21 protein-coding genes are annotated in these 24814 nt (G+C 71.6%); 12 read left to right on the forward strand and 9 right to left on the reverse strand.

The annotated features are described in order from the left end of the window. Nucleotides 1-965, forward strand: a 965-nt coding sequence (locus RBXJA2T_RS08115) for a dihydrolipoyllysine-residue acetyltransferase (protein WP_009856856.1), incomplete at its 5' end; no start/stop codon positions are given. A 12-nt stretch (nt 966-977) separates the two neighbouring features. Continuing rightward, nucleotides 978-2726 (forward strand): dihydrolipoyl dehydrogenase, encoded by a 1749-nt coding sequence (gene lpdA, locus RBXJA2T_RS08120; RefSeq protein ID WP_009856857.1) that lies wholly within the window; start codon nt 978-980, stop codon nt 2724-2726. Between the two features lie 94 nt (nt 2727-2820). Here lpdA and RBXJA2T_RS08125 read toward each other — a convergent pair whose 3' ends face one another. Further along, a complete protein-coding gene (locus RBXJA2T_RS08125; RefSeq protein WP_009856858.1) occupies nt 2821-3123 on the reverse strand; it encodes a high-potential iron-sulfur protein in 303 nt (100 codons plus the stop codon). A 260-nt stretch (nt 3124-3383) separates the two neighbouring features. On the opposite strand from RBXJA2T_RS08125, the gene RBXJA2T_RS08130 reads away from it, so the two are divergent. Beyond that, the gene (locus RBXJA2T_RS08130) at nt 3384-4805 is read left to right on the forward strand and encodes an EAL domain-containing protein (protein ID WP_009856859.1); all 1422 of its coding nucleotides are present in this window, start codon (nt 3384-3386) and stop codon (nt 4803-4805) included. Nucleotides 4806-4822: 17 nt separating this feature from the next. On the opposite strand, the gene RBXJA2T_RS08135 is transcribed toward RBXJA2T_RS08130, so the two are convergent. After that, nucleotides 4823-5368, reverse strand: a complete 546-nt coding sequence (locus RBXJA2T_RS08135) for an NUDIX hydrolase (protein ID WP_009856860.1) — start codon at nt 5366-5368, stop codon at nt 4823-4825. Nucleotides 5369-5431: 63 nt separating this feature from the next. Here RBXJA2T_RS08135 and RBXJA2T_RS08140 point away from each other — a divergent pair, with 63 nt between their 5' ends. The 3 genes from RBXJA2T_RS08140 to pgeF are packed head-to-tail and all read left to right on the forward strand — an operon-like array spanning nt 5432 to nt 7552. Then, on the forward strand, nt 5432-6124 hold the full coding sequence (locus RBXJA2T_RS08140; protein ID WP_009856861.1) for a fumarylacetoacetate hydrolase family protein: 693 nt from the start codon (nt 5432-5434) through the stop codon (nt 6122-6124). Nucleotides 6125-6126: 2 nt separating this feature from the next. Next, the gene (maiA, locus tag RBXJA2T_RS08145; protein WP_009856862.1) at nt 6127-6762 is read left to right on the forward strand and encodes a maleylacetoacetate isomerase; all 636 of its coding nucleotides are present in this window, start codon (nt 6127-6129) and stop codon (nt 6760-6762) included. Nucleotides 6763-6766: 4 nt separating this feature from the next. Beyond that, nucleotides 6767-7552 carry a peptidoglycan editing factor PgeF gene (gene pgeF / locus RBXJA2T_RS08150; RefSeq protein ID WP_009856863.1) on the forward strand — a complete coding sequence of 262 codons (786 nt, stop codon included), beginning with the start codon at nt 6767-6769 and terminating at the stop codon, nt 7550-7552. On the opposite strand, the gene RBXJA2T_RS08155 is transcribed toward pgeF, so the two are convergent. Continuing rightward, the gene (locus RBXJA2T_RS08155; RefSeq protein ID WP_029718375.1) at nt 7481-7741 is read right to left on the reverse strand and encodes a hypothetical protein; all 261 of its coding nucleotides are present in this window, start codon (nt 7739-7741) and stop codon (nt 7481-7483) included. The genes pgeF and RBXJA2T_RS08155 overlap by 72 nt on opposite strands. Before the next feature lie 129 nt (nt 7742-7870). Between RBXJA2T_RS08155 and phaC the strand changes: the two genes are divergently transcribed. The 3 genes from phaC (at nt 7871) to phbB (ending at nt 11623) form a co-directional block, all read left to right on the forward strand. Continuing rightward, on the forward strand, nt 7871-9562 hold the full coding sequence (gene phaC, locus RBXJA2T_RS08160; RefSeq protein WP_009856865.1) for a class I poly(R)-hydroxyalkanoic acid synthase: 1692 nt from the start codon (nt 7871-7873) through the stop codon (nt 9560-9562). A 23-nt stretch (nt 9563-9585) separates the two neighbouring features. Then, complete coding sequence (locus tag RBXJA2T_RS08165) at nt 9586-10767, forward strand: acetyl-CoA C-acetyltransferase (RefSeq protein WP_009856866.1); 1182 nt, start codon at nt 9586-9588, stop codon at nt 10765-10767. A 118-nt stretch (nt 10768-10885) separates the two neighbouring features. Further along, complete coding sequence (gene phbB, locus RBXJA2T_RS08170) at nt 10886-11623, forward strand: acetoacetyl-CoA reductase (protein ID WP_009856867.1); 738 nt, start codon at nt 10886-10888, stop codon at nt 11621-11623. A gap of 72 nt (nt 11624-11695) precedes the next feature. Here the strand turns inward: phbB and RBXJA2T_RS08175 are convergent, their stop codons facing one another. From RBXJA2T_RS08175 to map, 5 genes are all read right to left on the reverse strand, one after another. After that, entirely contained in the window at nt 11696-12304 is a 609-nt protein-coding gene (locus RBXJA2T_RS08175; protein ID WP_029718374.1) for a YitT family protein, read from the reverse strand. A gap of 17 nt (nt 12305-12321) precedes the next feature. Continuing rightward, nucleotides 12322-12540 carry a DUF2788 domain-containing protein gene (locus tag RBXJA2T_RS08180; RefSeq protein ID WP_009856869.1) on the reverse strand — a complete coding sequence of 73 codons (219 nt, stop codon included), beginning with the start codon at nt 12538-12540 and terminating at the stop codon, nt 12322-12324. Between the two features lie 184 nt (nt 12541-12724). Beyond that, a complete protein-coding gene (gene mnmH / locus RBXJA2T_RS08190; protein ID WP_009856871.1) occupies nt 12725-13819 on the reverse strand; it encodes a tRNA 2-selenouridine(34) synthase MnmH in 1095 nt (364 codons plus the stop codon). A 37-nt stretch (nt 13820-13856) separates the two neighbouring features. Then, on the reverse strand, nt 13857-16478 hold the full coding sequence (locus RBXJA2T_RS08195; protein ID WP_009856872.1) for a [protein-PII] uridylyltransferase: 2622 nt from the start codon (nt 16476-16478) through the stop codon (nt 13857-13859). Between the two features lie 3 nt (nt 16479-16481). Continuing rightward, entirely contained in the window at nt 16482-17318 is an 837-nt protein-coding gene (map, locus tag RBXJA2T_RS08200; protein ID WP_009856873.1) for a type I methionyl aminopeptidase, read from the reverse strand. Nucleotides 17319-17357: 39 nt separating this feature from the next. Between map and purL the strand changes: the two genes are divergently transcribed. Both purL and RBXJA2T_RS08210 read left to right on the forward strand, forming a co-directional pair. Continuing rightward, the gene (gene purL / locus RBXJA2T_RS08205) at nt 17358-21344 is read left to right on the forward strand and encodes a phosphoribosylformylglycinamidine synthase (protein WP_009856874.1); all 3987 of its coding nucleotides are present in this window, start codon (nt 17358-17360) and stop codon (nt 21342-21344) included. A gap of 175 nt (nt 21345-21519) precedes the next feature. Next, complete coding sequence (locus RBXJA2T_RS08210; protein ID WP_009856875.1) at nt 21520-23127, forward strand: ATP-binding cassette domain-containing protein; 1608 nt, start codon at nt 21520-21522, stop codon at nt 23125-23127. A 61-nt stretch (nt 23128-23188) separates the two neighbouring features. Here RBXJA2T_RS08210 and RBXJA2T_RS08215 read toward each other — a convergent pair whose 3' ends face one another. Continuing rightward, nucleotides 23189-24154, reverse strand: coding sequence for a Tim44 domain-containing protein (locus RBXJA2T_RS08215; protein WP_009856876.1), 966 nt, complete (start codon nt 24152-24154; stop codon nt 23189-23191). Between the two features lie 165 nt (nt 24155-24319). On the opposite strand from RBXJA2T_RS08215, the gene RBXJA2T_RS08220 reads away from it, so the two are divergent. Beyond that, nucleotides 24320-24802, forward strand: a complete 483-nt coding sequence (locus tag RBXJA2T_RS08220; RefSeq protein WP_009856877.1) for a DUF456 domain-containing protein — start codon at nt 24320-24322, stop codon at nt 24800-24802. The last annotated feature ends 12 nt before the right edge of the window (nt 24803-24814 follow it).

The raw sequence follows: 24814 nt of genomic DNA on the forward strand, positions 1-24814 counted from the left end.
ACCCGACGGCGCCGGTCTCGGCCGCGCTGCCGCACGCCTCGCCGTCGATCCGGCGTTACGCGCGTGAGCTCGGCGTGCCGCTCGAGGAGATCAAGGGCAGCGGGCCCAAGGGCCGCATCACCCAGGAGGACGTGCAGTCCTTCGTCAAGGGCGTGATGGCCGGCGAGGCCCAGACCAGCGCTCAGAAGGCCAAGGCGCCGGCCGCAGCGCCGGCCGCGGCCGGCGGCACGCTGCCCGGCCTGCTGCCCTGGCCGCAGGTCGACTTCGGCAAGTTCGGCGAGGTCGAGCGCCAGCCGCTGTCGCGGATCAAGAAGATCAGCGGCGCCAATCTGCACCGCAACTGGGTGCTGATCCCGCACGTCACCAACCACGAGGACGCGGACATCACCGAGCTGGAGGCGCTGCGTGTCCAGCTGAACAAGGAGAACGAGAAGTCGGGCGTCAAGGTCACGATGCTGGCCTTCCTGATCAAGGCCTGCGCCGCGGCACTGAAGCAGTTCCCCGAGTTCAACGCGTCGCTCGACGGCGACGAGCTGGTGCTGAAGAAGTACGTGCACATCGGCTTCGCCGCCGACACGCCCAACGGGCTGGTCGTGCCGGTGATTCGCGACGTCGACTCCAAGGGCATCCTGCAGATCAGCCGCGAGATGGCCGAGCTGGCGAAAAAGGCCCGCGACGGCAAGCTGACGCCGGCCGAGATGTCCGGCGGCTGCTTCTCGATCAGCTCGCTGGGCGGCATCGGCGGCACCTACTTCACGCCGATCATCAACGCGCCCGAGGTCGCGATCCTCGGCGTCTGCCGCAGCACGATGAAGCCGCAGTGGAACGGCCGCGAGTTCGTGCCGCGCCTGATGCTGCCGCTGTCGCTGAGCTGGGACCACCGCGTCATCGACGGCGCCGCGGCGGCGCGTTTCAACGCCTTCCTGGCGTCGGTGCTGGCGGACTTCCGCCGCGTGATGCTGTAAGGGAGCACGACGATGGCCGTCATCGAGATCCGTGTTCCCGACATCGGCGACTTCAACGAGGTCGCCGTCATCGAAGTGCTGGTCGCACCCGGCGACACGATCAAGGCCGAGCAGAGCCTGATCACCGTCGAGAGCGACAAGGCGTCGATGGAGATCCCGTCGCCGCACGCCGGCGTGCTGCAGAGCCTGACCGTGAAGGTCGGCGACAAGGTCCGCCAGGGTTCGGTCCTGGCGAGCATCGAGACCGCCGAGTCGGCGGCGCCCGCTCCGGCGACCCTGGCTCCTGCCGCGCCCGCCCCGCAGCCTGCAGCGCCCGTGCCGGCCCCGGCGGCCGCCGCGTCCGGCGGCGCCTACGACTGCGACCTGCTGGTGCTGGGCGGCGGCCCGGGCGGTTATTCGGCCGCCTTCCGCGGCGCCGACCTGGGGATGAAGGTCGTGCTCGTCGAGCGTTACCCGACGCTGGGCGGCGTCTGCCTGAACGTCGGCTGCATCCCGAGCAAGGCGCTGCTGCACGTCGCCGCGGTCGTCGACGAAGCGGCGCACCTGGCAGCCGCCGGCGTCAGCTTCGGCGCGCCGCAGATCGACCTCGATCAGCTGCGTGCGCACAAGCAGAAGGTCGTCTCCAAGCTCACCGGCGGGCTGGCCGCGATGGCCAAGATGCGCAAGGTGACGGTGGTGCAGGGCGTCGGCGCCTTTGCCGGGCCGCACGAGCTGGCCGTGGAGCTCTCGGCCGGTGGTACGCAGACGATCCGCTTCGCCCAAGCGATCATCGCCGCCGGCTCCGAGGCGGTGAAGCTGCCCTTCCTGCCCGACGACGAGCGCATCGTCACCTCCACCGGTGCGCTGCAGTTGCGCCAGAGGCCGAAGAAGATGCTCGTCATCGGCGGCGGCATCATCGGTCTGGAGATGGGCACCGTCTATTCGACGCTGGGCGCGCGCCTGGACGTCGTCGAGATGCTCGACGGTCTGATGGCCGGTGCAGACCGCGACCTTGTCAAGGTCTGGCAGAAGATGAACGCCCACCGCTTCGACCGGCTGATGCTGAAGACGAAGACGGTCGGCGCCGAAGCCACCGCCGACGGCATCCGCGTGCAGTTCGAGGCTGCCGACGGCGGCCGCAGCGACGGTCTCTACGACCTCGTGCTGCAGGCCGTGGGCCGGCGCCCGAACGGGCGTTCGATCGGCGCCGAGCGTGCCGGCGTCAAGGTCGACGAACGCGGCTTCGTGCCGGTGGACGTGCAGATGCGCACCAGCGTGCCGCACATCTTCGCGATCGGCGACCTGGTCGGCCAGCCGATGCTGGCGCACAAGGCGGTGCACGAAGGCCACGTCGCGGCCGAGGTCGCCGCCGGCGACGACAAGGCGCGTTTCGACGCCCGCGTCATCCCGGGTGTGGCCTACACCGACCCCGAGGTCGCCTGGGTCGGCCTGACCGAGGACGACGCCAAGGCGCGCGGGGTGGCCGTCAAGAAGGGCCTGTTCCCGTGGTCGGCTTCTGGCCGGGCGATTGCCAACGGCCGCGACGAAGGCTTCACCAAGCTGCTGTTCGACGCCCAGACGCATCGCATCCTGGGCGGCGGCATCGTCGGCACGCATGCCGGCGACATGATCGGCGAGGTCGCGTTGGCCATCGAGATGGGCGCCGACGAGGTCGACATCGGCCGCACGATCCACCCGCATCCGACGCTGGGCGAGTCGCTGGGCCTGGCCGCCGAGGCGGCACACGGCAGCTGCACCGACCTGCCGCCGGCGCGCCGCTGACGGCGCGTCACGCAAAAGAAAGAGGGCTCCCGCGGGAGCCCTCTTCAGGGGTGAAACACCGGCCCGCGTCGGTGGCGCGGGCGATCGGGTTTCCTCAGGCCTTCTTGGCCCAGGCCGAGCACCAGCCCTTGTTCGCGACTTGCTTGCCGGCGAACAGCGGGCAGCCGCCGACGGGGTCGGTCGCCTTGCCTTGGAACAGCGCGCAGTTGCCGCAGTGCGAACCGGCGACGAACTGCTTGTACTTGGCCTTGTCGGCCTTGGCGGCGTCCGAGACGTAGCCCAGGGCAACGGCTTGCGGGTCCTTCTCGTCCACCGGGGCGGCCATGGCGCTGCGGCCAGTCAGCAGCGCGGCGCCGGCGAGCGGGACGATCTGGATGAATTCACGACGAGAGGTCATTCGCGGTCTCCGAAAGGAAAGTCGATTCAGGTCACCCATCGCGTCGGCGCGCGGTTGAGTGGACACCCTGGACGTTAACGCATCATGAGCTTATTCGGCTGACATAGATCGCATGTCGGTCGGCTTTACGTCGTGAATGGACGTCATTGGCAGGCAAATGCAGCGAATGCAAATGATTCGCATCTGCGAATTGAAGTGTTTTGCCACGCTTTTGCGGTGCATGCCTCAAGTCCTGCGCCTGCGCTGACGAAGCTGCTGGCATGCTGGGCGTGCGCCGCATGTCCGGCGCCGAAGCGGAGTGCCCGATCGTGTCGCAGCTTCCCGACTCGATGACCGACCTGCTGCGCCGTCGCCTGGCGTCCTGGTACGCGGCGCGGCGTGACGCCGTGGCCGACCTGCCGAAACCGCCTGCTCACGCCGATCCGCGGCCGGCGGCGGCGCAGGTCGAGGCCTTGCGGCTGCGTGCCCACACCGATCCCGTCACGGGGCTGCCCAACCGCCGCCATTTCCTCGGCCGCCTGGCCGGTGTGCTGGGGCAGGGCGCGGCGCCGGAGTGTTCGCTGCTGCTGCTGCGGGCGCTGAATCTCGGGCCGCTGGGGCTGCGCCTCGGCGACGACCCGCTGGAGCGGCGCCTGGCGCTCGTCGCCGAGGCGCTGGACGCATACCCGAGGCGCGTGCACGGGGCGTTTGCCGGGCGCTTGAACGAAACCGACTTCGCGCTGTGCCTGCCGGCGGCCGGCGTCGCCGACGAAACCGCCCGAACGCTGCTGCAGGCCTTGCGTGCCACCCCGGCCGCCGGCCCGGGCGGCATCGAGATCGTCATCGGTGCTGCCGACGGCCTTCGCAGCGGCGAGTCCGGCGACGCGATGGCCGCCGCCGGCCTGGCGCTCGCCCAGGCCGAGGCCGCCGGGCCGTTCAGCATCGAGATCCACGCCGCCGGTGACGGTGTGCAGGGCGAGCAGGTCTGGCGCGACCGGATCGCCGAGGCGCTGCACGACGGCCGCGCGCGGCTGGCCGAGTTCCCGGTCTGCGACCGCCACGGCCAGGTGCTGCACCTGGAGTGCCCGCTGCGCCTGCAGCTCGAGGCCGGCGGCCCGTTCCGCGAGGCGCAGCGCTGGCTGGCGATGGCCTCGCGCTCGCGCCTGCTGCCGCGTGTGGACCTGTCGGCGATCGAGCTTGCGCTGCTGGCCTGCTCGCGCGACGGGCGCGCGCGCTGCGTGCACGTCGGTGCCGCGTCGCTGGGCACGCCCGGCTTCATCGCCGAAGTCGAGCAGCGCCTGCTGGCCGAACCGGAGGCTGCGCGCCGGCTGCTGATCGACGTCGGCGACGGGGTCTGGCTCGAACGTGCGCTGTCGAGGCTGGGCGAAGCCGCGCGTGCCTGGCGGGCCGCCGGGGTGCGTGTCGGCGTCGAGCACGCGGGGGCCTCGACGCAGGCCTTCGTGCGCTGGGCCGACCTCGGGCTGGACCATGTGCGCATCGAGGCCTGCTTCGTGCGCGGCAGCGCCGCCGATGCAGCGGTGCGCGAGTTCGCCGCCGGGCTGGCGGCGCTGGCCCATGCGATGGGGCTGTCGCTGGTGGCCGAAGGCGTCGACGACGCGGCTGACCTGCGCACGCTGTTCGACCTGGGCTTCGACGCGGCCACCGGTCCGGCGGTGCGGACGGCGGGCCGAGCAGCGGGCTGAGCGCCGGCCGGCGCGTCTCAGCGGATGTCGCCGGCGTGCACCTCGAAGCGGCCGCGGGCGCGGTCGGCGAAATACAGGCGCAAGGTCTCGCGCACGGTGCGGAACGCGAGTTCGTCCCAGGGCAGTTCGTGCTCGCGGAACAGCCGCGCCTCGATCGTCTCAGGGCCGGGCGCGAAGCGCGTGTCGTGCAGCCGCGCGAGGTAGAAGAAATGCACCTGGCCGGCGCTGACGACGTTCAGCACCGTGAACAGCGCACCGAGCTCGATGCGCGCGCCGGCTTCCTCGTCGGTCTCGCGCATCGCGCCCTCGGCCGTGCTCTCGCCGAGCTCGAGGAATCCGGCCGGCAGCGTCCAGAGGCCGCGGCGCGGCTCGATGTTGCGCCGGCACAGCAGCACCTGGTCACTCCAGACGGGCACGGTGCCGACGACGTTGATCGGGTTCTCGTAGTGGATCTCGCCGCAGGCGGTGCAGATCGCGCGCTCGCGCGTGTCCTCGGCCGGCACCTCGTAGCGGGCGGGCTGGCCGCAGGCCCGGCAATGGCGGATGCGGCGGGGCTCGAACATGGCGGCAGTGTAGCGGCGGCGCGTGGCATCATCGTTTCATCGCCCACCGTCTTGATCCTGGATATGCAACTCGTCCTGCCTGCTCCCGCTCCCGTCCTGCTGCCGGTGGCCGGCGGCGGCGCGTTCCCGGTGCGGCGCATCTTCTGCGTCGGCCGCAACTACGCCGAACACGCGCAGGAGATGGGCCACAGCGGCCGCGAAGCGCCGTTCTTCTTCATGAAGCCGGCCGATGCGCTGCTGCCGGTGGCCGACGGCGAGACCGGCACGATGGACTATCCGTCGCTGACGAAGAATCTGCACCACGAGATCGAGCTCGTCGTCGCGCTCGGCCGCGGCGGTCGCGACATCCCGGCGGCCGAGGCCGCCGACTGCATCTGGGGCTATGCCGTCGGTCTGGACATGACGCGCCGCGACCTGCAGAACGAGATGAAGAAGCAGGGCCGGCCCTGGGAGATCGGCAAGGCCTTCGAGCAGTCGGCGCCGATCGGCCCGCTGGTGCCGCGCACACGCTGCGGGACGCTCGAACGCGGCGCGATCACGCTCGCCGTCAACGGCCAGCCGCGGCAGAAGGGCGATCTGTCCGACCTGATCTGGAGCATTGCCGAGACGATCGAACAGCTCAGCCGCGCATGGCAACTGCAAGCCGGCGACCTGATCTTCACCGGCACGCCGGCAGGCGTGGGGGCCGTGGTGCCGGGCGACGTGATGGACGGGGCCATCGAGGGCCTCGGCACCCTGCGCGTGGCCGTGAGGTGAGCATGGAGCTCTACAACTACTTCCGTTCGTCGGCCTCGTGGCGGGTGCGCATCGCGCTCGCGCTGAAGGGGCTGGAGTACGACTACAAGCCGGTGCACCTGCGCCGCGACGAGCAGTTCCAGGAGTCGTATGCCGCCGTCTCGGCGGCTCGGCTGGTGCCGCTGCTGCGCGACGGCGACGCGGTGATCACGCAGTCGCTGGCGATCATCGAGTACCTCGACGAGACGCATCCCGCACCACCGCTGCTGCCGGCCGACCCCGTGGGCCGGGCCCGCGTGCGCTCGCTGGCCTACGACATCGCCTGCGAGGTTCACCCGCTGAACAACCTGCGCGTGCTGCGTTTCCTGGTGCGCGACCTGAAGGTCTCCGAGGACGACAAGAACCGCTGGTATCGGCACTGGGTCGAGACCGGGCTGGAGACCGTCGAGCGCCAGCTCGCGGCGCAGCCTTCGACCTTCTGCCACGGCGATGCACCGACGCTGGCCGACTGCCTGCTGGTGCCGCAGGTGGTGAACGCGCAGCGCTTCGGCTGCCGCCTCGAGCACGTGCCGAACGTGCGCCGGGTTTTCGACACCTGCATGGCGCTGCCGGCCTTCGCCGACACGCAGGCGTCGCGCTGCCCCGACGCCGAGGCCTGAGGCGATGCTGCTGCATCCCGAGTGGCCGGCGCCCGAGGGCGTCGGCGCCGCGTTCAGCACGCGCCAGGGCGGCATCAGCGCCGCACCCTTCGACAGCCTGAACCTGCGCCCGCCGGCCCTGCGCGGCGACGCCGTCGACGCGCCCGGGTCGGTGCAGGAGAACCAGCGCCGCTTCGCGGCAGCGCTCGGTGCGCGCCCGGTCTACCTCGACCAGGTGCACGGCGCGGCGGTCGTGCGGCTGCGTGGCGACGAGCCCTCGGATCTGCTCGCCAAGGCCGACGCCAGCGTGACGACGGCCGTCGGCGTCGCCTGCACGGTGCTCGTGGCCGACTGCCTGCCGGTGCTGCTGTGCACGGCCGACGGGCGAGGCGTCGGAGCGGCGCATGCGGGCTGGCGCGGCCTGGCCGGCGGCGTCGTCGAGGCCACCGCCGCGGCGCTGTGCGACGCCACCGGCGCCGCGCCGCGGGATCTGCTCGCCTGGCTCGGGCCCTGCATCGGGCCGCGCCAGTTCGAGGTCGGGCAGGACGTCGTCGAGGCCTTCGGCGGCGACCCGGCCGCCGAGCCGCCGGCCGATGCCCCGGCGCTGTTCCGTCCACGGCGTCGTGCCGACGGCGAGCGCCGCTGGCTGGCCGACCTGCCCGGGCTGGCGCGCCGGCGGCTGTCAGCGATCGGTGTCGAGCGTGTCAGCGGCGGCGCCTGGTGCACCGTCGAGGACGGTTCACGGTTCTTTTCGTTCCGTCGCGACCGGATCACCGGCCGCATGGCCGCCGCCGTCTGGCGTCGCGGCTGAGGCCTCGGCGGCGCGGCGTGCGCGGCGCCGAGCTGGCGTGCCCATGATGTAGAGCACGATGGCGAGCGGCAGCACGCCGTACATCGTGAAGGTGACGATGGCGCCGAGCACGCTGCCGTGCACCGACAGCGCTTCGGCCAGTGCCATCATCAGCACGACGTAGATCCAGGCGATGGCGACGATGTACATCGGAGTGAGTGTGTTGCGGGACGTGAGTATCGCGGTGCGCGTCAAGCCGAGGTAAGCCGGCCGGCCTACAACCGTTGCGCGTCACGGGTCACGCCGACCCCGGCCGCACCGCCAGCGAGGAGACAGACGATGACGAGCAAGCGCAGCTTGCCGGCCGCCGACGGCACGCAGGCCGCGGCATTCGGCGCCGCCGTGGGTGAGATGCTGAAGTCGATGTCGGGACTGCGGGTTCCGCAGGAGACGCTGGCGGCGATCCAGGCGGACTACCTGAAGGCCGCGACCGAACTCTGGACCGCGTCGCTGCAGCGTGCCGGCCGCGAGACCGCGCCGCCACCGGCCACGGGTGACCGACGCTTCGCCGCCGCCGACTGGACGCAGAACCCCGGCGCGGCCTACGTCGCCGAGATGTACCTGCTGAACGCGCGCACGCTGCAGCGCATGGCCGACGCGGTGCAGGGCGATGCCAAGGCACGCGAGCGTGTGCGCTTCGCGGTGCAGCAGTGGGTCGAGGCGGCCAGCCCGAGCAACTATCTGGCCTTCAACCCCGAGGCGCTGCGCAAGGCGCTGGAGAGCCAGGGCCAGAGCATCGCCACCGGCGTGCGCCAGCTCGTCGAGGACCTCGCCAAGGGCCACGTCTCGCAGACCGACGAGACGCTGTTCGAGGTCGGCCGCAACGTCGCGACGACCGAAGGCGCGGTTGTCTTCGAGAACGATCTCTTCCAGCTGATCGAATACCGGCCGCTGACGGCCACCGTGCACCAGCGGCCGATGCTGTTCGTGCCGCCGTGCATCAACAAGTACTACATCCTCGACCTGCAGCCCGAGAACTCGGTGATCCGCTACACCGTCGAGCAGGGCCACCGCACCTTCGTGATGAGCTGGCGCAACCCCGACGCCTCGGCGCGCCACCTCGGCTGGGACGACTACATCGAGCGCGGGCCGATCGAGGCGATCCGCGTCGTGCGCGAGATCACGCGCTCGGAGACGATCAACACGCTGGGCTTCTGTGTCGGCGGCACCATCCTCGCCACCGCGCTGGCGGTGCTGGCGGCCCGCGGCGAGCGCCCGGCGCAGTCGATGACGCTGCTGACGACGCTGCTGGACTTCAGCGACACCGGCGTGCTGGACCTCTTCGTCGACGAGGCCGGCGTGCAGTGGCGCGAGATGACGATCGGCGCCGACGCGCCCGGCGGCCCCGGGCTGCTGAAGGGCCAGGAGCTGGCCACGACCTTCAGCTTCCTGCGCCCGAACGACCTGGTCTGGAACTACGTCGTCGGCAACTACCTGAAGGGCGAGACGCCGCCGCCCTTCGACCTGCTGTACTGGAACAGCGACTCGACCAACCTGCCCGGGCCGATGTACTGCTGGTACCTGCGCCACATGTACCTGCAGAACGAGCTGAAGCGGCCCGGCGCGCTGACGGTCTGCGGCGAGGCGGTCGACCTGGGCGCGATCGACGTGCCGACTTTCGTCTACGGCTCGCGCGAGGACCACATCGTGCCGTGGAAGGCGGCCTACGCATCGGTGCCGCTGCTCGGCGGCGACAGCACGTTCGTGCTCGGTGCCTCGGGCCACATCGCCGGCGTCATCAACCCGCCGGCCAAGGGCAAACGCAGCCACTGGCTGAACGGCACCAATGCGGCGACCGCCGACGAGTGGTTCGCCGGCGCCACCGAACACCCGGGCAGCTGGTGGCCGGTCTGGAGCCGCTGGCTCGCCGGCCACGCCGGGCGTCAGGTGGCGGCACCCAAGACTCCGGGCAGCCGGCGCCACAAGGCCATCGAGCCGGCGCCGGGCCGCTACGTCAAGGCCAAGGCCTGATTTCCCCCAACCAGAGGAGACCCATGAGCACCGACATCGTCATCGTCGCCGCCGCCCGCACCGCCGTCGGCAAGTTCGGCGGTTCGCTGGCCCGCACGCCGGCATCCGAGCTGGGCGCGGCCGTGATCCGCGCGCTGCTGGAGCGCAGCGGGGTGGAAGGCGGCCAGATCGGCGAGGTCATCCTCGGCCAGGTGCTGCAGGCCGGCTGCGGCCAGAACCCGGCGCGCCAGGCGGTCATCAAGGCCGGCCTGCCGAACGCCGTGCCGGCCTACACGATCAACAAGGTCTGCGGCTCGGGGCTGAAGGCGGTGATGCTGGGCGTGCAGGCGCTGCGCGACGGCGACACCGAGGTCGTCATCGCCGGCGGCCAGGAGAACATGAGCGCCTCGCCGCACGTGCTGCCGGGCTCGCGCGACGGCCAGCGCATGGGCGACTGGAAGATGGTCGACACGATGATCGTCGACGGCCTGTGGGACGTGTACAACCAATACCACATGGGCATCACGGCGGAGAACGTCGCGCGCCACTACGGCATCACGCGCGAGGCCCAGGATGCGCTTGCGCTGGCCTCGCAGCGCAAGGCCGCCGCGGCGCAGGACGCCGGGCGCTTCAAGGACGAGATCGTGCCGATCGTGCTGCCGCAGAAGAAGGGCGACCCGATCGTCTTCGACGCCGACGAGTACATCAACCGCAAGACCAGCGCCGAGGCGCTGGCCGGCCTGCGTCCGGCCTTCGACAAGGCCGGCTCGGTGACCGCCGGCAACGCCTCGGGCCTCAACGACGGCGCCGCGGCGGTGATGCTGATGACCGCCGCCCGCGCCGAGCGCCTGGGGCTGCAGCCGCTGGCGCGCATCGCCAGCTACGCCAGCGCCGGCCTGGACCCGGCGACGATGGGCATGGGTCCGGTGCCGGCCTCGCGCAAGGCGCTGGAGCGCGCCGGCTGGAAGGCCGCCGACCTCGACCTGCTCGAGATCAACGAGGCCTTCGCGGCCCAGGCCTGCGCGGTGCACCAGCAGATGGGCTGGGACACCGAGAAGGTCAACGTCAACGGCGGCGCGATCGCCATCGGTCACCCGATCGGCGCCTCGGGCTGCCGCATCCTCGTCACGCTGCTGCACGAGATGCGCCGGCGCGGCGCCCGCCGCGGCATCGCCTCGCTGTGCATCGGCGGCGGCATGGGCGTGGCGCTGACGGTGGAGCGCTGAGCCGGCACGTCGTGCCCCCCACGCAGGGGAGGCGCTAGTGTCGTTGCCGATGGCGCGGGCCTGCCCGCGCCGCCAGGATTCGACGGAACAGTTCGGAACGGTTCAAAGGAGACAGTTCATGGCACAGAAGGTTGCGTACGTCACGGGTGGGATGGGGGGCATCGGCACGGCGATCTGCCAGCGGCTGGCCCGCGAAGGCTTCAAGGTCATCGCCGGCTGCGGCCCGAATCGCGACTTCCGCCGCTGGCTCGACGAGCAGACCGCGCTGGGTTACGAGTTCCACGCCTCGGTGGGCAACGTCGCCGACTGGGAGTCGACGGTCGAGGCCTTCGGCAAGGCCAAGGCCGAACACGGGCCGATCGACGTGCTGGTCAACAACGCCGGCATCACGCGCGACCGCATGTTCCTGAAGATGTCGCCCGAAGACTGGCACGCCGTCATCGACACCAACCTGAACAGCATGTTCAACGTCACCAAGCAGGTGGTGCCCGACATGGTCGAGCGCGGCTGGGGCCGGATCATCCAGATCAGCTCGGTCAACGGCGAGAAGGGCCAGGCCGGCCAGACCAACTACTCGGCGGCCAAGGCCGGCATGCACGGCTTCACGATGGCCCTGGCGCAGGAGCTGGCGGCCAAGGGCGTGACGGTCAACACCGTCAGCCCGGGCTACATCGGCACCGAGATGGTCCGCGCGATCAAGCCCGAGATCCTGGAGAAGATCGTCGCGACGATCCCCGTCAAGCGCCTGGGCACGCCCGAGGAGATCGGCTCGGTCGTCGCCTGGCTGGCGGGGCCGGATTCGGGCTTCACGACCGGAGCGGACTTCTCCTGCAACGGCGGCTTGCACATGGGTTGAGCGTCGCTCGACCTGCGGGAGGCGTGGACTCCCGGGGCCCCTCCGGGAGGGGGCTCCATTCAGATTCTCGCGTCAGACCGCGGCGTAGCGGCCGGGGCGGTGGTTCACCGCCAGCGAGAAGTTCAGCGCGACGGCACCGATCACCGACAGCACGAGCTGCCACCCGCCCACCCAGGGGATCGCGGTCAGCAGGATGCTCACGTCCAGCACCATCTGGATCTTGCCAGCGCGCCAGCCGCGTTTTTCCTGCAGCCACAGCACCAGCACGTTGATGCCGCCCAGGCTGGCCTTGTGGCGGAACAGGATCAGCAGCCCGGTGCCCATCAGCAGGCCGCCGCCGATCGCCGCGAACAGCGGCTCGACCGACTGCAGCACCACCCAGTGCGGCAGCACCTCCGCCAGCACCGACAGCAGCGCCACCGCGCAGAAGGTCTTGATCGTGAAGCGCGCGCCCATGCGCTTCCAGGCCAGCCAGTAGAACGGCAGGTTCAGCGCGAAGAAGGCGACGCCGAACGGCACGTGCGTCGCGTAGTGCAGCACGAAGGCCATGCCGGCCGTGCCGCCGGTCAGCATGCCGGCATGGCGGAACATCACCAGCGCCAGCGCGACGAACAGCGCACCGGTGACGACACCCTGCACGTCCTCGAACAAGGTGTGGCGCTGGATCGGCAGGGCGTTCATCGTGGTCGTGCTCGCGGTCATTCGCCGACACCGTGGAGGAAATACTTGATCAGGCCCTTGGCGGCAAAGCCGACCAGGCCGAAGCCCAGGGCCAGGAAGAGCACGAAGGCGCCGAACTTGCCGGCTTTCGATTCGCGCGCGAGCTGGAAGATGATGAACACCATGTACAGCATGAACGCGCCGACCCCGAAGGTCAGCCCGAACTGCGCGATCTGGTCCTCGGTGTAACCGAACATCAGGCAGGCTCCGACATCCCGGTGGTGTCCACCAGGTGAAGATGGGCGTGCCGGCTGGCCTGCGCGAGCCAGGGCACGGTGATGACGGGACCGGGCGGCAACGGGGCCGCGGCGATCGCCGCCGTGACGACGGACCGCGGCGCGCAGGGCGTCGGCGACCGTCGGAGGAGGGCCGGCGTCACGCTCACGGCAAGACGCCTTCCGGCCCGGGCGGCGTCCAGACCGTCCGTCGCGCCAGCGCCTGCGCCGCACGCGCGAGCGTCGGAGCCTCGCCGTCGTCCAGCGGCACGGCCTCGGCCTGGCCGAAGCGGCTGAAGTTGCGTGCCGTCGAGCGCGCGTAGATCGGGTCGTAGTGCTCGGCGAGCAGCTCGCGTACCAGCGTCGGGAAGTCTCCGGCGCGTGCCAGCGCCTGCCAGCGTTCGACGGTGGCCGTGCCACGCAGCTCGCGCAGACGGCTCAGCAGCGCACACAGCGCCTCGGCGTCGGCGACGAGGTGGGCGTAGTCCTCGATCAGCAGGCGCACGCGGGCCTCCAGCGGCATCTCGACCGCCAGGCAGGGTGCGCCGCGCAGGCGCTCGAGCAGGCTCTCGGGCACCCGCAGCCGGCCGATCGTGCGGCTTTCGGCCTCGACGAAGACCGGGCGCGCCGGGTCGAAGGCGCGCAGCTGCTGCCAGATCCGGGTCTCGAAGGCCTTCTGCGAGGGCTGCGCCTGGTCGGGCAGCGGGCCCAGCACCGAGCCGCGGTGCGCGGCCAGCGCCTCCAGGTCCAGCACCTGGGCGCCGGCCGCGGCCAGCGCGCCGAGCAGCCGGCTCTTGCCCGAACCGGTCGGGCCGGCGACGACCTGCAGCGTGAACCGAGCGGGCAGGGTCTCGAGGTCGGCGACGACGGCCCGGCGGAACTCGCGGTAACCGCCTTCGATCACGTTGACCGAGAAGCCGATCTGGTCGAGCACCAGCGCCAGCGCGCCCGAGCGGTGGCCGCCGCGCCAGCAGTAGACCAGCGGCCGCCACTCGCGGTCCTTGTCGAGCAGTTCGCGCTCGACGTGGCCGGCGACGTTGCGGGCGACCAGGATCGCGCCGCGCCTGCGTGCCGCGAACGGCGACACCTGCTTGTATTCGGTGCCGATGCTGGCGCGTTCGGCGTCGTTCAGCGACGGCCAGTTGACGGCGCCGGGCAGGCGGTCCTCGGCGTACTCGGACTCGCTGCGCGCGTCGACAACGGCGCTGAACTCGCCCAGCCGGGCGATGGCCTCGGCGGCGCTGATGCGGCGCAGGCTCATGGCGGGCCGGCGCGGCCGGCGGCGGCGTGGCGGGACGTCATGCCGGGGCCGCGACCGCGTCGAGCAGCTCGCTCTCGATGCGCAGCTGCGTGCGCGGCTGCTGCAGCGCCGGGCCGTCGACGAGGAAGGTGTCTTCCACGCGTTCGCCCAGCGTCGTGATCTTGGCGAGCTGCAGGTTGATGTGGTGCCGTGCCAGCACGCGGGCGATGGCGTACAGCAGGCCCGAGCGGTCGCTGGCCGAGACCGTCAGCAGCCAGCGCTGGGCGCGTTCGTCGGGCGCCAGCGTCACGCGCGGCACGACCGGGAACGAGCGCACGCGGCGCGAGACGCGGCCCTGGCTCGGCTGCGGCAGCGGGCCGTCGGAGGCCAGCGCCGCCGCGGCCTGGTTCTCGACCAGCGCGATCAGGTCGCGGTAGGCCGCCGGGCTGGTGTCGGCCAGCCGCGTGCTGACGACCTGGAAGGTGTCGAGCGCGAAGCCGGCGCGCGTGGTGTGGATCTTCGCGTCCAGGATGCTGAAGCCGGCGCCGTCGAAGTAGCCGCAGATGCGCGCGAACAGGTCGGGCCGGTCGGGCGAGTAGACCAGCACCTGCAGCCCGTCGCCGACCGACGAGGGCCGCGCGCGCACCACCGGCTCGCGCGTCTCGATGTGCCGCCACAGCGAGCGCGCGTGCCAGGCGATGTCCGCCGCCTCGTGGCGCGCGAAGTAGCTGACCTCCAGCGTGCGCCACAGCGGCTCCTCGGTGCCGGGCAGCGCGGTGTGCAGCGCCAGGATCTGCCGCGCCTCGTGCATGCGGGCCTCGATCTCGGCGTCGATGTTGGGGTGCGAGCCGCCGAGCGCACGCAGCGTCAGGCGGAACAGGTCCTCCAGCAGCTTGCCCTTCCAGGCGTTCCAGACGCGCGGGCCGGTGCCGCGGATGTCGGCCACCGTCAGCAGGTACAGGCCGATCAGCTGGCGCTCGTTGCCGACCAGCCGCGCGAACGACGCGATGACCTCGCTGTCCGACAGGTCCTCCTTCTGCGCGATGCGGCTCATCGTCAGGTGGTGGCGCACGAGGAACTCGACGAGCTGCGTGTCGGGGCGCGACAGGCCGTGGTCGCGGCAGAAGCGCCGCACCTCGAGCGCGCCGAGTTCGGAGTGGTCGCCGCCGCGGCCCTTGGCGACGTCGTGGAACAGCGCCGCGATGTAGAGCAGCTCGGGGTGGTCCCAGTGCGCGGCCAGCCGGCTGCAGAACGGATACTCGTGCGCGTGCTCCGGGATGAAGAAGCGGCGCACGTTGCGCAGCACCATCAGGATGTGCTGGTCCACGGTGTAGACGTGGAACAGGTCGTGCTGCATGCGCCCGACGATGCGCCGGAACACCCAGAGGTAGCGCCCCAGCACCGAGGTCGAGTTCAGCAGCCGGAAGGCGTGCGTCAGCCCCGTCGGCTGGCGCAGGATCTGCATGAACAGCGCGCGGTTCTTCGGGTCGCGGCGGAAGCGGCCGTCCATCACGCCGCGCGAGTTGTACAGCGCACGCAGCGTGCGCGAGGACAGGCCCTGGATGCCCGGCTCCTGCGCGAAGACGAGAAAGGTCTCGAGGATCGCGTCGGGGTGCTGCTGGTACAGGTCGTCGCTGGCGACCTCGAGCATGCCGGCGCGGTCGAGGAAACGCTCGCTGATCGGGCGGCCCGGCGCGGCCTCCGAGCCGTTGATGCGCTCCTCGATGTTCAGCATCAGGATCTGGTTGAGCTGCGCCACCGCCTTGGCCGCCCAGTAGTAGCGGTGCATCAGCACCTCGGAGCTGCGCTGGCCCTTGGTCGGGTGGTAGCCGAAGCTCTCGGCCACGGCGGTCTGCAGGTCGAAGACCAGGCGGTCCTCGCGGCGCCCGGCGACGACGTGCAGCCGAGCGCGGATCAGCTTCAGCGTGCCTTCGTGGCGCGCCAGCTGCGAGGCCTCGAACGGCGTCACCAGGCCCTTGGCGGCGAGTTCGCCCCAGGTGCGGCCCAGGCCGGCGGCACGGGCGACCCAGATCACGACCTGCAGGTCGCGCAGCCCGCCGGGGCTCTCCTTGCAGTTGGGCTCCAGCGAGTACGGCGTGACCTCGTACTTCACGTGGCGCTGCTGCATCTCCAGCGTCTTGGCGCGCAGGAAAGCCGGGGCGTCGACGGCCTGCATCGTCGCGTCGCGCAGGCCGTTGAAGAGCTTGCGCGCGCCGCAGATCAGGCGCGCCTCGAGCAGCGCGGTCTGCACCGTGACGTCGCGCTGCGCCTCCTCCAGGCACTCGTCGAGCGTGCGCACCGACGAGCCGATCTCCAGGCCGATGTCCCAGCAGGCGGTGATGAAGCCTTCGACCGAGGCCCGCAGCGCGTCGCCGCCGGCAGCGTCGGCCGGCAGCAGCACCAGCACGTCGACGTCGGAGTAGGGGAAGAGCTCGCCGCGGCCGTAACCGCCGACGGCGACCAGTGCCGCGCCCGGCGGCATGCCGGCGTGGGCCCAGAGGTCGGCCAGCGTCGCGTCGACGTGGCGCGCCAGCGCCTTCAGCAGCTGGCGCGCGGCGGTGGTCGTCGGGCGCGCCGTGCGGAAGTGGCCGACGAGCGCGGCCTTGCCGTCACGAAAGCGCGCACGCAGCGCGGCGACGCTGCCCGGCGCCCGGGGTGGCGCATCGATCTGCGCGGACATCTCTCAGCTGGCGGCCAGGGCCGGCGTGACGAAGTCCGGCGGCGGCGGACTGCCGGCCGACAACGTCAGCACCTCGTAGCCGCTGTCGGTGACGAGCACGGTGTGCTCCCACTGGGCCGACAGCGACCGGTCGCGCGTGACGATGGTCCAGCCGTCGTAGGGGCGGTTGCCCTTGCGGTCTTCCTTGATGTCGCGCCGGCCGGCGTTGATCATCGGCTCGATCGTGAAGATCATGCCCGGCTGCAGCTCCTCCAGCGTGCCCGGGCGGCCGTAGTGCAGCACCTGCGGTTCCTCGTGGAAGCGGCGGCCGACGCCGTGGCCGCAGTACTCGCGCACGATGGAGAAGCCGGCGTTCTCGGCGTAGGTCTGGATCGCGTGGCCGATGTCGCCCAGGCGCGCACCGGGGCGCACCTTGACGATGCCCTTCCACATCGCCTCGTAGGTGATCTGCACCAGGCGCCGGGCGGCGATCGAGCCTTCGCCGATGACGAACATGCGGCTGTTGTCGCCGTGGAAACCGTCCTTGATGATCGTGACGTCGATGTTGAGGATGTCGCCGTTCTTCAGCGGGCGCTCGTCGGGGATGCCGTGGCAGACGACGTCGTTCAGCGAGGTGCACAGCGAGGCCGGGTAGGGCGGATAGCCCGGCGGCTGGTAGTTCAGCGTCGCCGGCACGCCGCCCTGCACGTTGACCATGTAGTCATGCGCCAGACGGTCGATCTCCTTGGTCGTGACGCCGGCGCGCACGTGCGGCGTCAGCATGTCCAGCACCTCCGACGCCAGCCGGCAGGCCCGGCGCATCGCCTCGATCTCTTCGGCGTTCTTGATCACGATCGTCATCGCCGGATTATCCCATCGGCCCCCGTAAAATCCCGGACCATGGCTTCTTCCGCCCCGCAACTTCTGCACTACGAGGGCGGCAACGCGCTCTCCCCGTTCCGGTCCCGCTCGCTGCTCACGCGGCTGCAGTCGGCCTGTCCGCGCATCAGCGCCGTTGCCGCTCGCCACGTCCACTGGGCCGCGTTCGACGCCGAGCCCGACGCGGCGACGCGTGAACGGCTCGCGGCGCTGCTGGCCGTCGGCGACCCCTACGACGGCCCCTCTGAGGGCGAGCTCGTCGTCGTGATGCCGCGCCTGGGCACCGTGAGCCCGTGGGCGAGCAAGGCGACCGACATCGCGCACAACTGCGGCCTCGCCGTGCACCGCGTCGAGCGTGTCACCGAGTACCGGCTGACGGTCAAGGGCGGCTTCTTCGGCGGCGCCAAGCCGCTGGCCGACGAGGAGCGTGCCGCGGTCGCGGCAGTGCTGCACGACCGCATGACCGAGAGCGTGGCTTTCGAACGCGGCTCGGCAGCGCAGCTGTTCGCCGCCCAGGCCGCCGAGCCGCTGGCCCACGTCGACGTGCTCGGCCACGGCCGCGAGGCGCTGGTGCAGGCCAACGTCGAGTTCGGCCTGGCGCTGTCGGCCGACGAGATCGACTACCTCGTCGAGGCCTTCGGCAAGCTCGGCCGCAACCCGAGCGACGTCGAGCTGATGATGTTCGCGCAGGCCAACAGCGAGCACTGCCGGCACAAGATCTTCAACGCCGAGTTCACGATCGACGGCCAGAAGCAGCCGCTGTCGATGTTCGGCATGATCCGCAACACCGAGAAGGTGTCGCCGCAGCACAGCATCGTCGCCTACAGCGACAACGCCGCGGTGATGGAAGGCGGCCCGGTCGAGCGCTGGCTGCCGCAGGGCTGGACCGGCGCCCCGGTCTACGGCGCGCGTGCCGAGACCTCGCACGTGCTGATGAAGGTCGAGACGCACAACCACCCGACGGCGATCTCGCCGTTCCCGGGGGCGGCCACCGGCGCCGGCGGCGAGATCCGCGACGAAGGCGCGACCGGCCGTGGCGCCAAGCCCAAGGCCGGCCTGACCGGCTTCTCGGTCGGCAACCTGCGCCTGCCGGGCACGAACGAGCCCTGGGAGCGCGAGGACATCGGCCGCCCCGGCCACATCGCCAGCGCCTTGCAGATCATGACCGAGGGCCCGCTGGGCGGCGCCGCGTTCAACAACGAGTTCGGCCGGCCCAACCTGGGCGGCTACTTCCGCGTCTACGAGCAGACGGTGGCCGGCGTGCAGCGCGGCTACCACAAGCCGATCATGATCGCCGGCGGCATCGGCGCGATCTCGGACGACCAGACGCACAAGCTGCCCTTCGGCGCCGGCACGCTGCTGGTGCAACTCGGCGGCCCGGGCATGCGCATCGGCATGGGCGGCGGCGCCGCCAGCTCGATGGCCGCCGGCACCAACGCCGCGGCGCTCGACTTCGACTCGGTGCAGCGCGGCAACCCCGAGATCCAGCGCCGCGCGCAGGAGGTCATCAACCACTGCTGGGCGCTGGGCGAGGGCAACCCGATCCTCGCGATCCACGACGTCGGCGCCGGCGGCATCAGCAACGCCTTCCCCGAACTCGTCGACGGTGCCGGGCAGGGCGCACGCTTCGACCTGCGCAAGGTGCCGCTGGAAGAGACCGGCCTGGCGCCCAAGGAGATCTGGTGCAACGAGAGCCAGGAGCGCTACGTCCTGGCGATCGCGCCCGACAAGCTCGAGGCCTTCGAGGCGATGTGCGCGCGCGAGCGCTGCCCGTTCGCCGTCGTCGGCGTTGCCACCGCCGAGCGTGAGCTGGTCGTCGAGGACGGCTCCGAAGCCGTCATCGACATGCCGATGGACGTGCTGCTTGGCAAGCCGCCGAAGATGCACCGCGACGTGACGCGCGTCGAACGCAGCGAAGCGCCGCTGGAGCTGACCGGCGTGAAGCTCGATCAGGTGGCGCTGGACGTGCTGCGCCATCCGACGGTCGCCAGCAAACGTTTCCTGATCACCATCGGCGACCGCACCGTCGGCGGCCTGAGCCACCGCGACCAGATGGTCGGCCCGTGGCAGCTGCCGGTGGCCGACTGCGCGGTGACGCTGGCCGACTACGCCGGTTTCCGCGGCGAGGCCATGGCTATGGGCGAGCGCACGCCGCTGGCCTCGCTGGACGCGCCGGCCTCGGGCCGCATGGCCGTGGCCGAGGCCATCCTGAACCTGCTGGCCGCGCCGATCGAGCTGTCGCGCGTGAAGCTCAGCGCCAACTGGATGGCCGCCTGCGGCGAGCCCGGCGAGGACGCCGCGCTGTACGACACCGTCAAGGCCGTCGGCCTGGAGCTGTGCCCGGCGCTGGGCGTCGGCATCCCGGTCGGCAAGGATTCGCTGTCGATGAAGACGCGCTGGGCCGATCCGGCCAGCGGCCAGACGCGCCAGGTCACCGCGCCGGTGTCGCTGATCGCCAGCGCCTTCTGCACGCTGGATGACGTGCGCGGCACGCTGACGCCGCAGCTGCAGCGCGGCGACACGGCGCTGCTGCTCGTCGACCTGGGCGGCGGCAAGAACCGCCTGGGCGGCTCGATGCTGGCCCAGGTGCTGGGTGGCTTCGGCGACGCCGTGCCCGATCTCGACGACCCGGCGCGCCTGAAGGCGCTGGTCGCCGCCGTCAACGAGCTGCGCGCCGCCGGCACGCTGCTGGCGTATCACGACCGCAGCGACGGCGGCCTCTGGGCCGCGGTCTGCGAGATGGCCTTCGCCGGCCACGTCGGCGTCAGCCTGAACGTCGACATCCTGGTCACCGAAGGCGACGGCATCGCCGACAGCCGCGCCGACGTCGGCGACTCGAAGAACTGGGCCACCCAGGTCGCCGAGCGCCGCAACGAGTTGACGCTCAAGGCCTTGTTCAACGAGGAGCTCGGCGTCGTGCTGCAGGTGCCGCGCGAGCAGCGCGACGCCGCGATCGCGGTGCTGCGCGCCCACGGCCTGTCCAAGGACACGCACGTCATCGGCAAGACCAACGAACGCGGCGCGGTCGAGGTCTGGCGCGACACCCAGCTGCAGTTCTCGGCCCCGCTGGCCGATCTGCTGAAGCAGTGGGACGAGGTCAGCTGGCGCATCGCGCGCGAGCGCGACAACCCCGAGAGCGCCGACAGCGAACACGCCCGCGTGGCGGCGGCCGACGATCCGGGGCTGCACGTGCAGCTCACGTTCGACCCGGCCGAGGACATCTGCGCGCCGTTCGTCCACGCCGCGCGGCCGAAGATCGCGATCCTGCGCGAGCAGGGCGTCAACTCGCACGTCGAGATGAGCTACGCCATGCACCAGGCGGGCTTCGACACCTACGACGTGCACATGAGCGACCTGCAGGCCGGCCGCGCGGACCTCGCGCAGTTCCAGGCCTTCGTCGCCTGCGGCGGCTTCAGCTACGGCGACACGCTCGGTGCCGGCGAGGGCTGGGCGCGCTCGATCCTGTTCAACCCGGCGCTGAACGACGCCTTCGCCGCGTTCTTCGCCCGGCCGGACACGATCGCGCTGGGCGTCTGCAACGGCTGCCAGATGCTGGCCGCGCTGTCGCCGATGATCCCGGGCGCCGAGCACTGGCCGAAGTTCACGCGCAACAAGAGCGAGCAGTTCGAGGCCCGGCTGGCGCTGGTCGAGGTGCTGCAAAGCCCCAGCGTCTTCTTCGACGGCATGGCCGGCAGCCGCATCCCGATCGCCGTCGCGCACGGCGAAGGTTTCGCCGACTTCTCGCAGCGTGGCGACGCCGCCCGGGTGCTGCGTGCGATGCGTTTCGTCGACCACCACGGCCGCGCCACCGAGGCCTATCCGGCGAATCCGAACGGCAGCCCCGACGGCCTGACCTCGGTGACCACGGCCGACGGCCGCTTCACCGCGCTGATGCCGCACCCGGAGCGGGTCTTCCGCAACGTCCAGATGAGCTGGACATCGGGCGACAAGAGCGTGTTCAGCCCCTGGATGCGCATGTTCCGCAACGCGCGTCGTTCGCTGGGCTGAAGTCATGCGGGAGGCTCGGCCGCCGTGCCGGGTCTCCCGCGCAGAATGCGTGCCGCCGGCTTGGCCGGCCTGAACCAGGAGTCCGCACCCATGCGCCATTGATGCCGCCGTCTGCATGACGGCTTTCGCCCCTCCGGCAGCACCGGAGGACCGAATGCATCGATCGGAGCCCGGGATGACGGATCCTCTGCTGACGCTGGACGGCGTCGGCTTCCTGCTCGCCGACGGCCGGCCGCTGTTCGCCGACCTTCACGAAACCTTCGACCGCCGCCGCACCGGCCTCGTCGGCCGCAACGGCATCGGCAAGAGCGTGCTCGGCCGCGTGCTGGCCGGCGAGCTGCCGCCTTCCAGCGGCCGTGTGCGCCGCCAGGGGCGTGTCTTCCGCCTCGCGCAGCAAGCCGAGCCGGCGCCCGGCGCGACGCTGGCGCAACTGGCCGGCGTCGCCGATGCGCTGGCCGCGCTGCAGCGGCTGGAAGCCGGTGACGGCGACGAGGCCGACCTCGTGCAGCTGGCCGATCGCTGGGATCTGCGCCAGCGCCTGCAGGCCGAGCTGGCGCGCGCCGGGCTGCCACCGCTGCCACCCGACACGCCGGCGGCCCGACTCAGCGGCGGCCAGGCGATGCGCGCCGCGCTGGCCGGCGCCTGGCTGGCCGACGCCGACTTCCTGATCCTCGACGAGCCCAGCAACCACCTCGACCGCGAGGGCCGCGAGGCGCTGCAGGCGCAGCTGCGGCGCTGGCGCGGCGGCCTGCTCGTCATCAGCCACGACCGCGTGTTGCTAGAGACGATGGAGAGCATCGTCGAGCTGTCGCCGCTGGGCCTGCAGCGCCACGGCGGCGGCTGGAGCGTCTACGTCGAACGCCGCGACGCGATGCGGGCCCAGGCCGAAGCGGAACTGGAGCGTCGCAAGCTGGAGCGTCGACAGACCGTCGCGCGGCTGCAGCGCGAGCTCGAGCGCCAGCAGCACCGCCGGTCGCAGGCGCGCCAGGCGCGTGGCGACGGCAGCCAGCCGAAGTTCGTGCTCGACTTCCGCCAGGAACGCAGCGAAGCCAGCGCCGGGCGGCTGCGCCAGCGCCACGAGGCGGTGCGCGCCGAGCTGGCCGGCGCGGTGCACGAGGCGGCGGGCCGGGTCGCGGCCGACGTGGCCATCGTCGTGCCGCCGTTGCCCGTGGCGGTGCTGCCGCACGAGGTGCTGGACTTCGACGGCGAACTGCCCTTCGTCGCCGCGCCGCTGGCCCGCTTGCAGCTCAGGCTGCACGGCGCCGCCCGGCTGGCGGTCAGCGGCCCCAACGGCTGCGGCAAATCGACGCTTCTGCAGGTGCTGGCTGGGCGGCTGGCGCCGCGGGCCGGGCAGGTCGAACGCCGGGTCCGGCACGCCTGGCTGGACCAGCGGCTGGCCGGTTTCGACGGCCCGGGCAACGCGCTGGAACTGTTGCGTCCTGCCTGCCGCCAGCGGCCCGAAGCCGAGCTGCGCACACGCCTGGCGCAGCTGGCCCTGGGTGCCACGGCGCTGGACACGCCGTGCGCGGCGCTGAGCGGCGGCGAACGCCTGAAGCTCGCGCTGGCCCACGCGCTGCTGGCCGACGAGCCGGCGCGGCTGCTGCTGCTCGACGAACCCGGCAACCACCTGGATGTCGCCGCGCTCGAAGCGCTGGAAGCCATGCTGCGCAGCTGGCGCGGCGCGCTCGTCGTCGTCTCGCACGACGAGGCCTTCCTGGCGGCGCTGGCGATCGAGGAACGCCTGGACGCGACGCCCGAGGGCTGGCGGCGGCGCCCGTTCTGAGCGCCGGACAAAAGAAAACCGGCCCCGCGGGGCCGGTTTTCAGCGTGAGGCGGCAAGGGCCTCAGGCCTGGGTGTCCATCTGCTCGATGCCGGCGATGGCCCAGCCGCGGCTGTCGTCGCCGACCGGCTTGACCAGGTGCCAGACCTCGTCGAAGGCCACCGGCTCGGCGCCGGCTTCCTCGCGCACGCGGCCGACGTAGCGCACGCTGACGATCTGGCGGCCGTCTTCCTCGGCCACGTCGACGACCTTGGCCTCGACCTCGACCACGTCGGTGGTCTGGGTGCTGCTGCCCCGGTCCTGCAGGTCCATCTTCAGCTCGGCGAACATCTCCGGCGTCGTGAAGCGGCGCAGGTCGTCGAGGTCGGCGCTGTCGTTGGCCGCCTGCAGGCGCACGAAGATCGTCTTCGCGACACGCTCGAAGCTCTCGCTGTCGAAGGCTGCCGGCACGAAGGCCGGGGCCAGCGTGCGTTCGGCCGCGACCGGCGCGTCCGCGGCGACCGGCGCCGCGGACGGCACCGGCGTCACCGGGGTGGGCGACACCGGCGCCGGCGGCGGCGTCCAGTCGGCCGGGCCGGTGCGCAGCGCCCCGACACCGGCGGCGGCCGGCGCGGCAGCCGGGCGGGGCCCGAAGCGGCGCAGCAGGAAACGGATGACGAAGAACGCGACGACGGCCAGCAGCGCGATCGTCAGGAAGTTGGCGAACTCCGCCCCCAGACCCAGATGGCTCATCAGCGCCGCCAGGCCCAGGCCGGCCGCGATGCCGGCGATCGGGCCGAGCCAGGAACGCTTGCCGGCCGCCGCGGCGGCGCCAGCGGCCGCGCCGGCCTGCGTCGGGGCGGCCTGGTTCGGGGCTGCCTGGGTGGGCTGGGCAGGCTTGGCCGGCGTCGGTGCCGGTGCGGTGCGGTCGGGCATGCTGCGCTGCATGCCGGAGGACTTGCCGCCACCCATGCGTTTGGCTTCGCTCAGATCGGGCGCGAGCGTGAGCGCGAGCGAAGCGGCGAGCGCGACGAGCCAGCCGGATTTCATCGGAGTGTTTCCTCTTGTGAGAATGATCGAGGCGCCGAGTGTGCGCGAGGACCCGCCCGGCACCAAACGCCGCCCGCCAATCCCCCATCGGCCGTCGGACAGGGCTTGAATGCCGGCGCCTGCGCCCCAAGTGCGATCAGACTTTTCACGTCGAGAAAGAACGCGATGTCGATCACCCTGCTCTGGATGCTGACCGTGCTGCTGATGCTGGTCGGCCTGGCGGGCACCGTGCTGCCGGTGCTGCCGGGCACGGCGCTGGTGTTCGCCGGGGCCTGGCTGGGGGCCTGGATCGACGGCTACGAGCGGGTCGGCGTCTACACCGTCGTCGTGCTCGGCGTGATGGCTGCGCTGGCCTGGGCGCTGGACTACGTCGCCGCGCTGATGGGTGCCAAACGTGTCGGTGCCAGCCCGCAGGCGCTGGTCGGCGCGGCGATCGGCACCGTTGCCGGGCTGCTGGCGGGCTTCGTCGGCGTGCTCTTCATGCCGTTCATCGGCGCGGCGGCCGGGGAGTACCTGGCGCGCCGCGACGAGCAGCGCGCGATGCAGGTCGGGCTGGCCACCGGCCTGGGGCTGCTGCTGGGCATGGTCGCCAAGGTCGCGATCGCCTTCGCGATGGTCGGCGTGTTCATCGTCGCGTGGCTGGTCTGACGGCGCCCACCC

It is taken from the genome of Rubrivivax benzoatilyticus JA2 = ATCC BAA-35, assembly GCF_000190375.1.
GTDB classification, from domain to species: Bacteria; Pseudomonadota; Gammaproteobacteria; order Burkholderiales; family Burkholderiaceae_C; genus Rubrivivax; species Rubrivivax benzoatilyticus.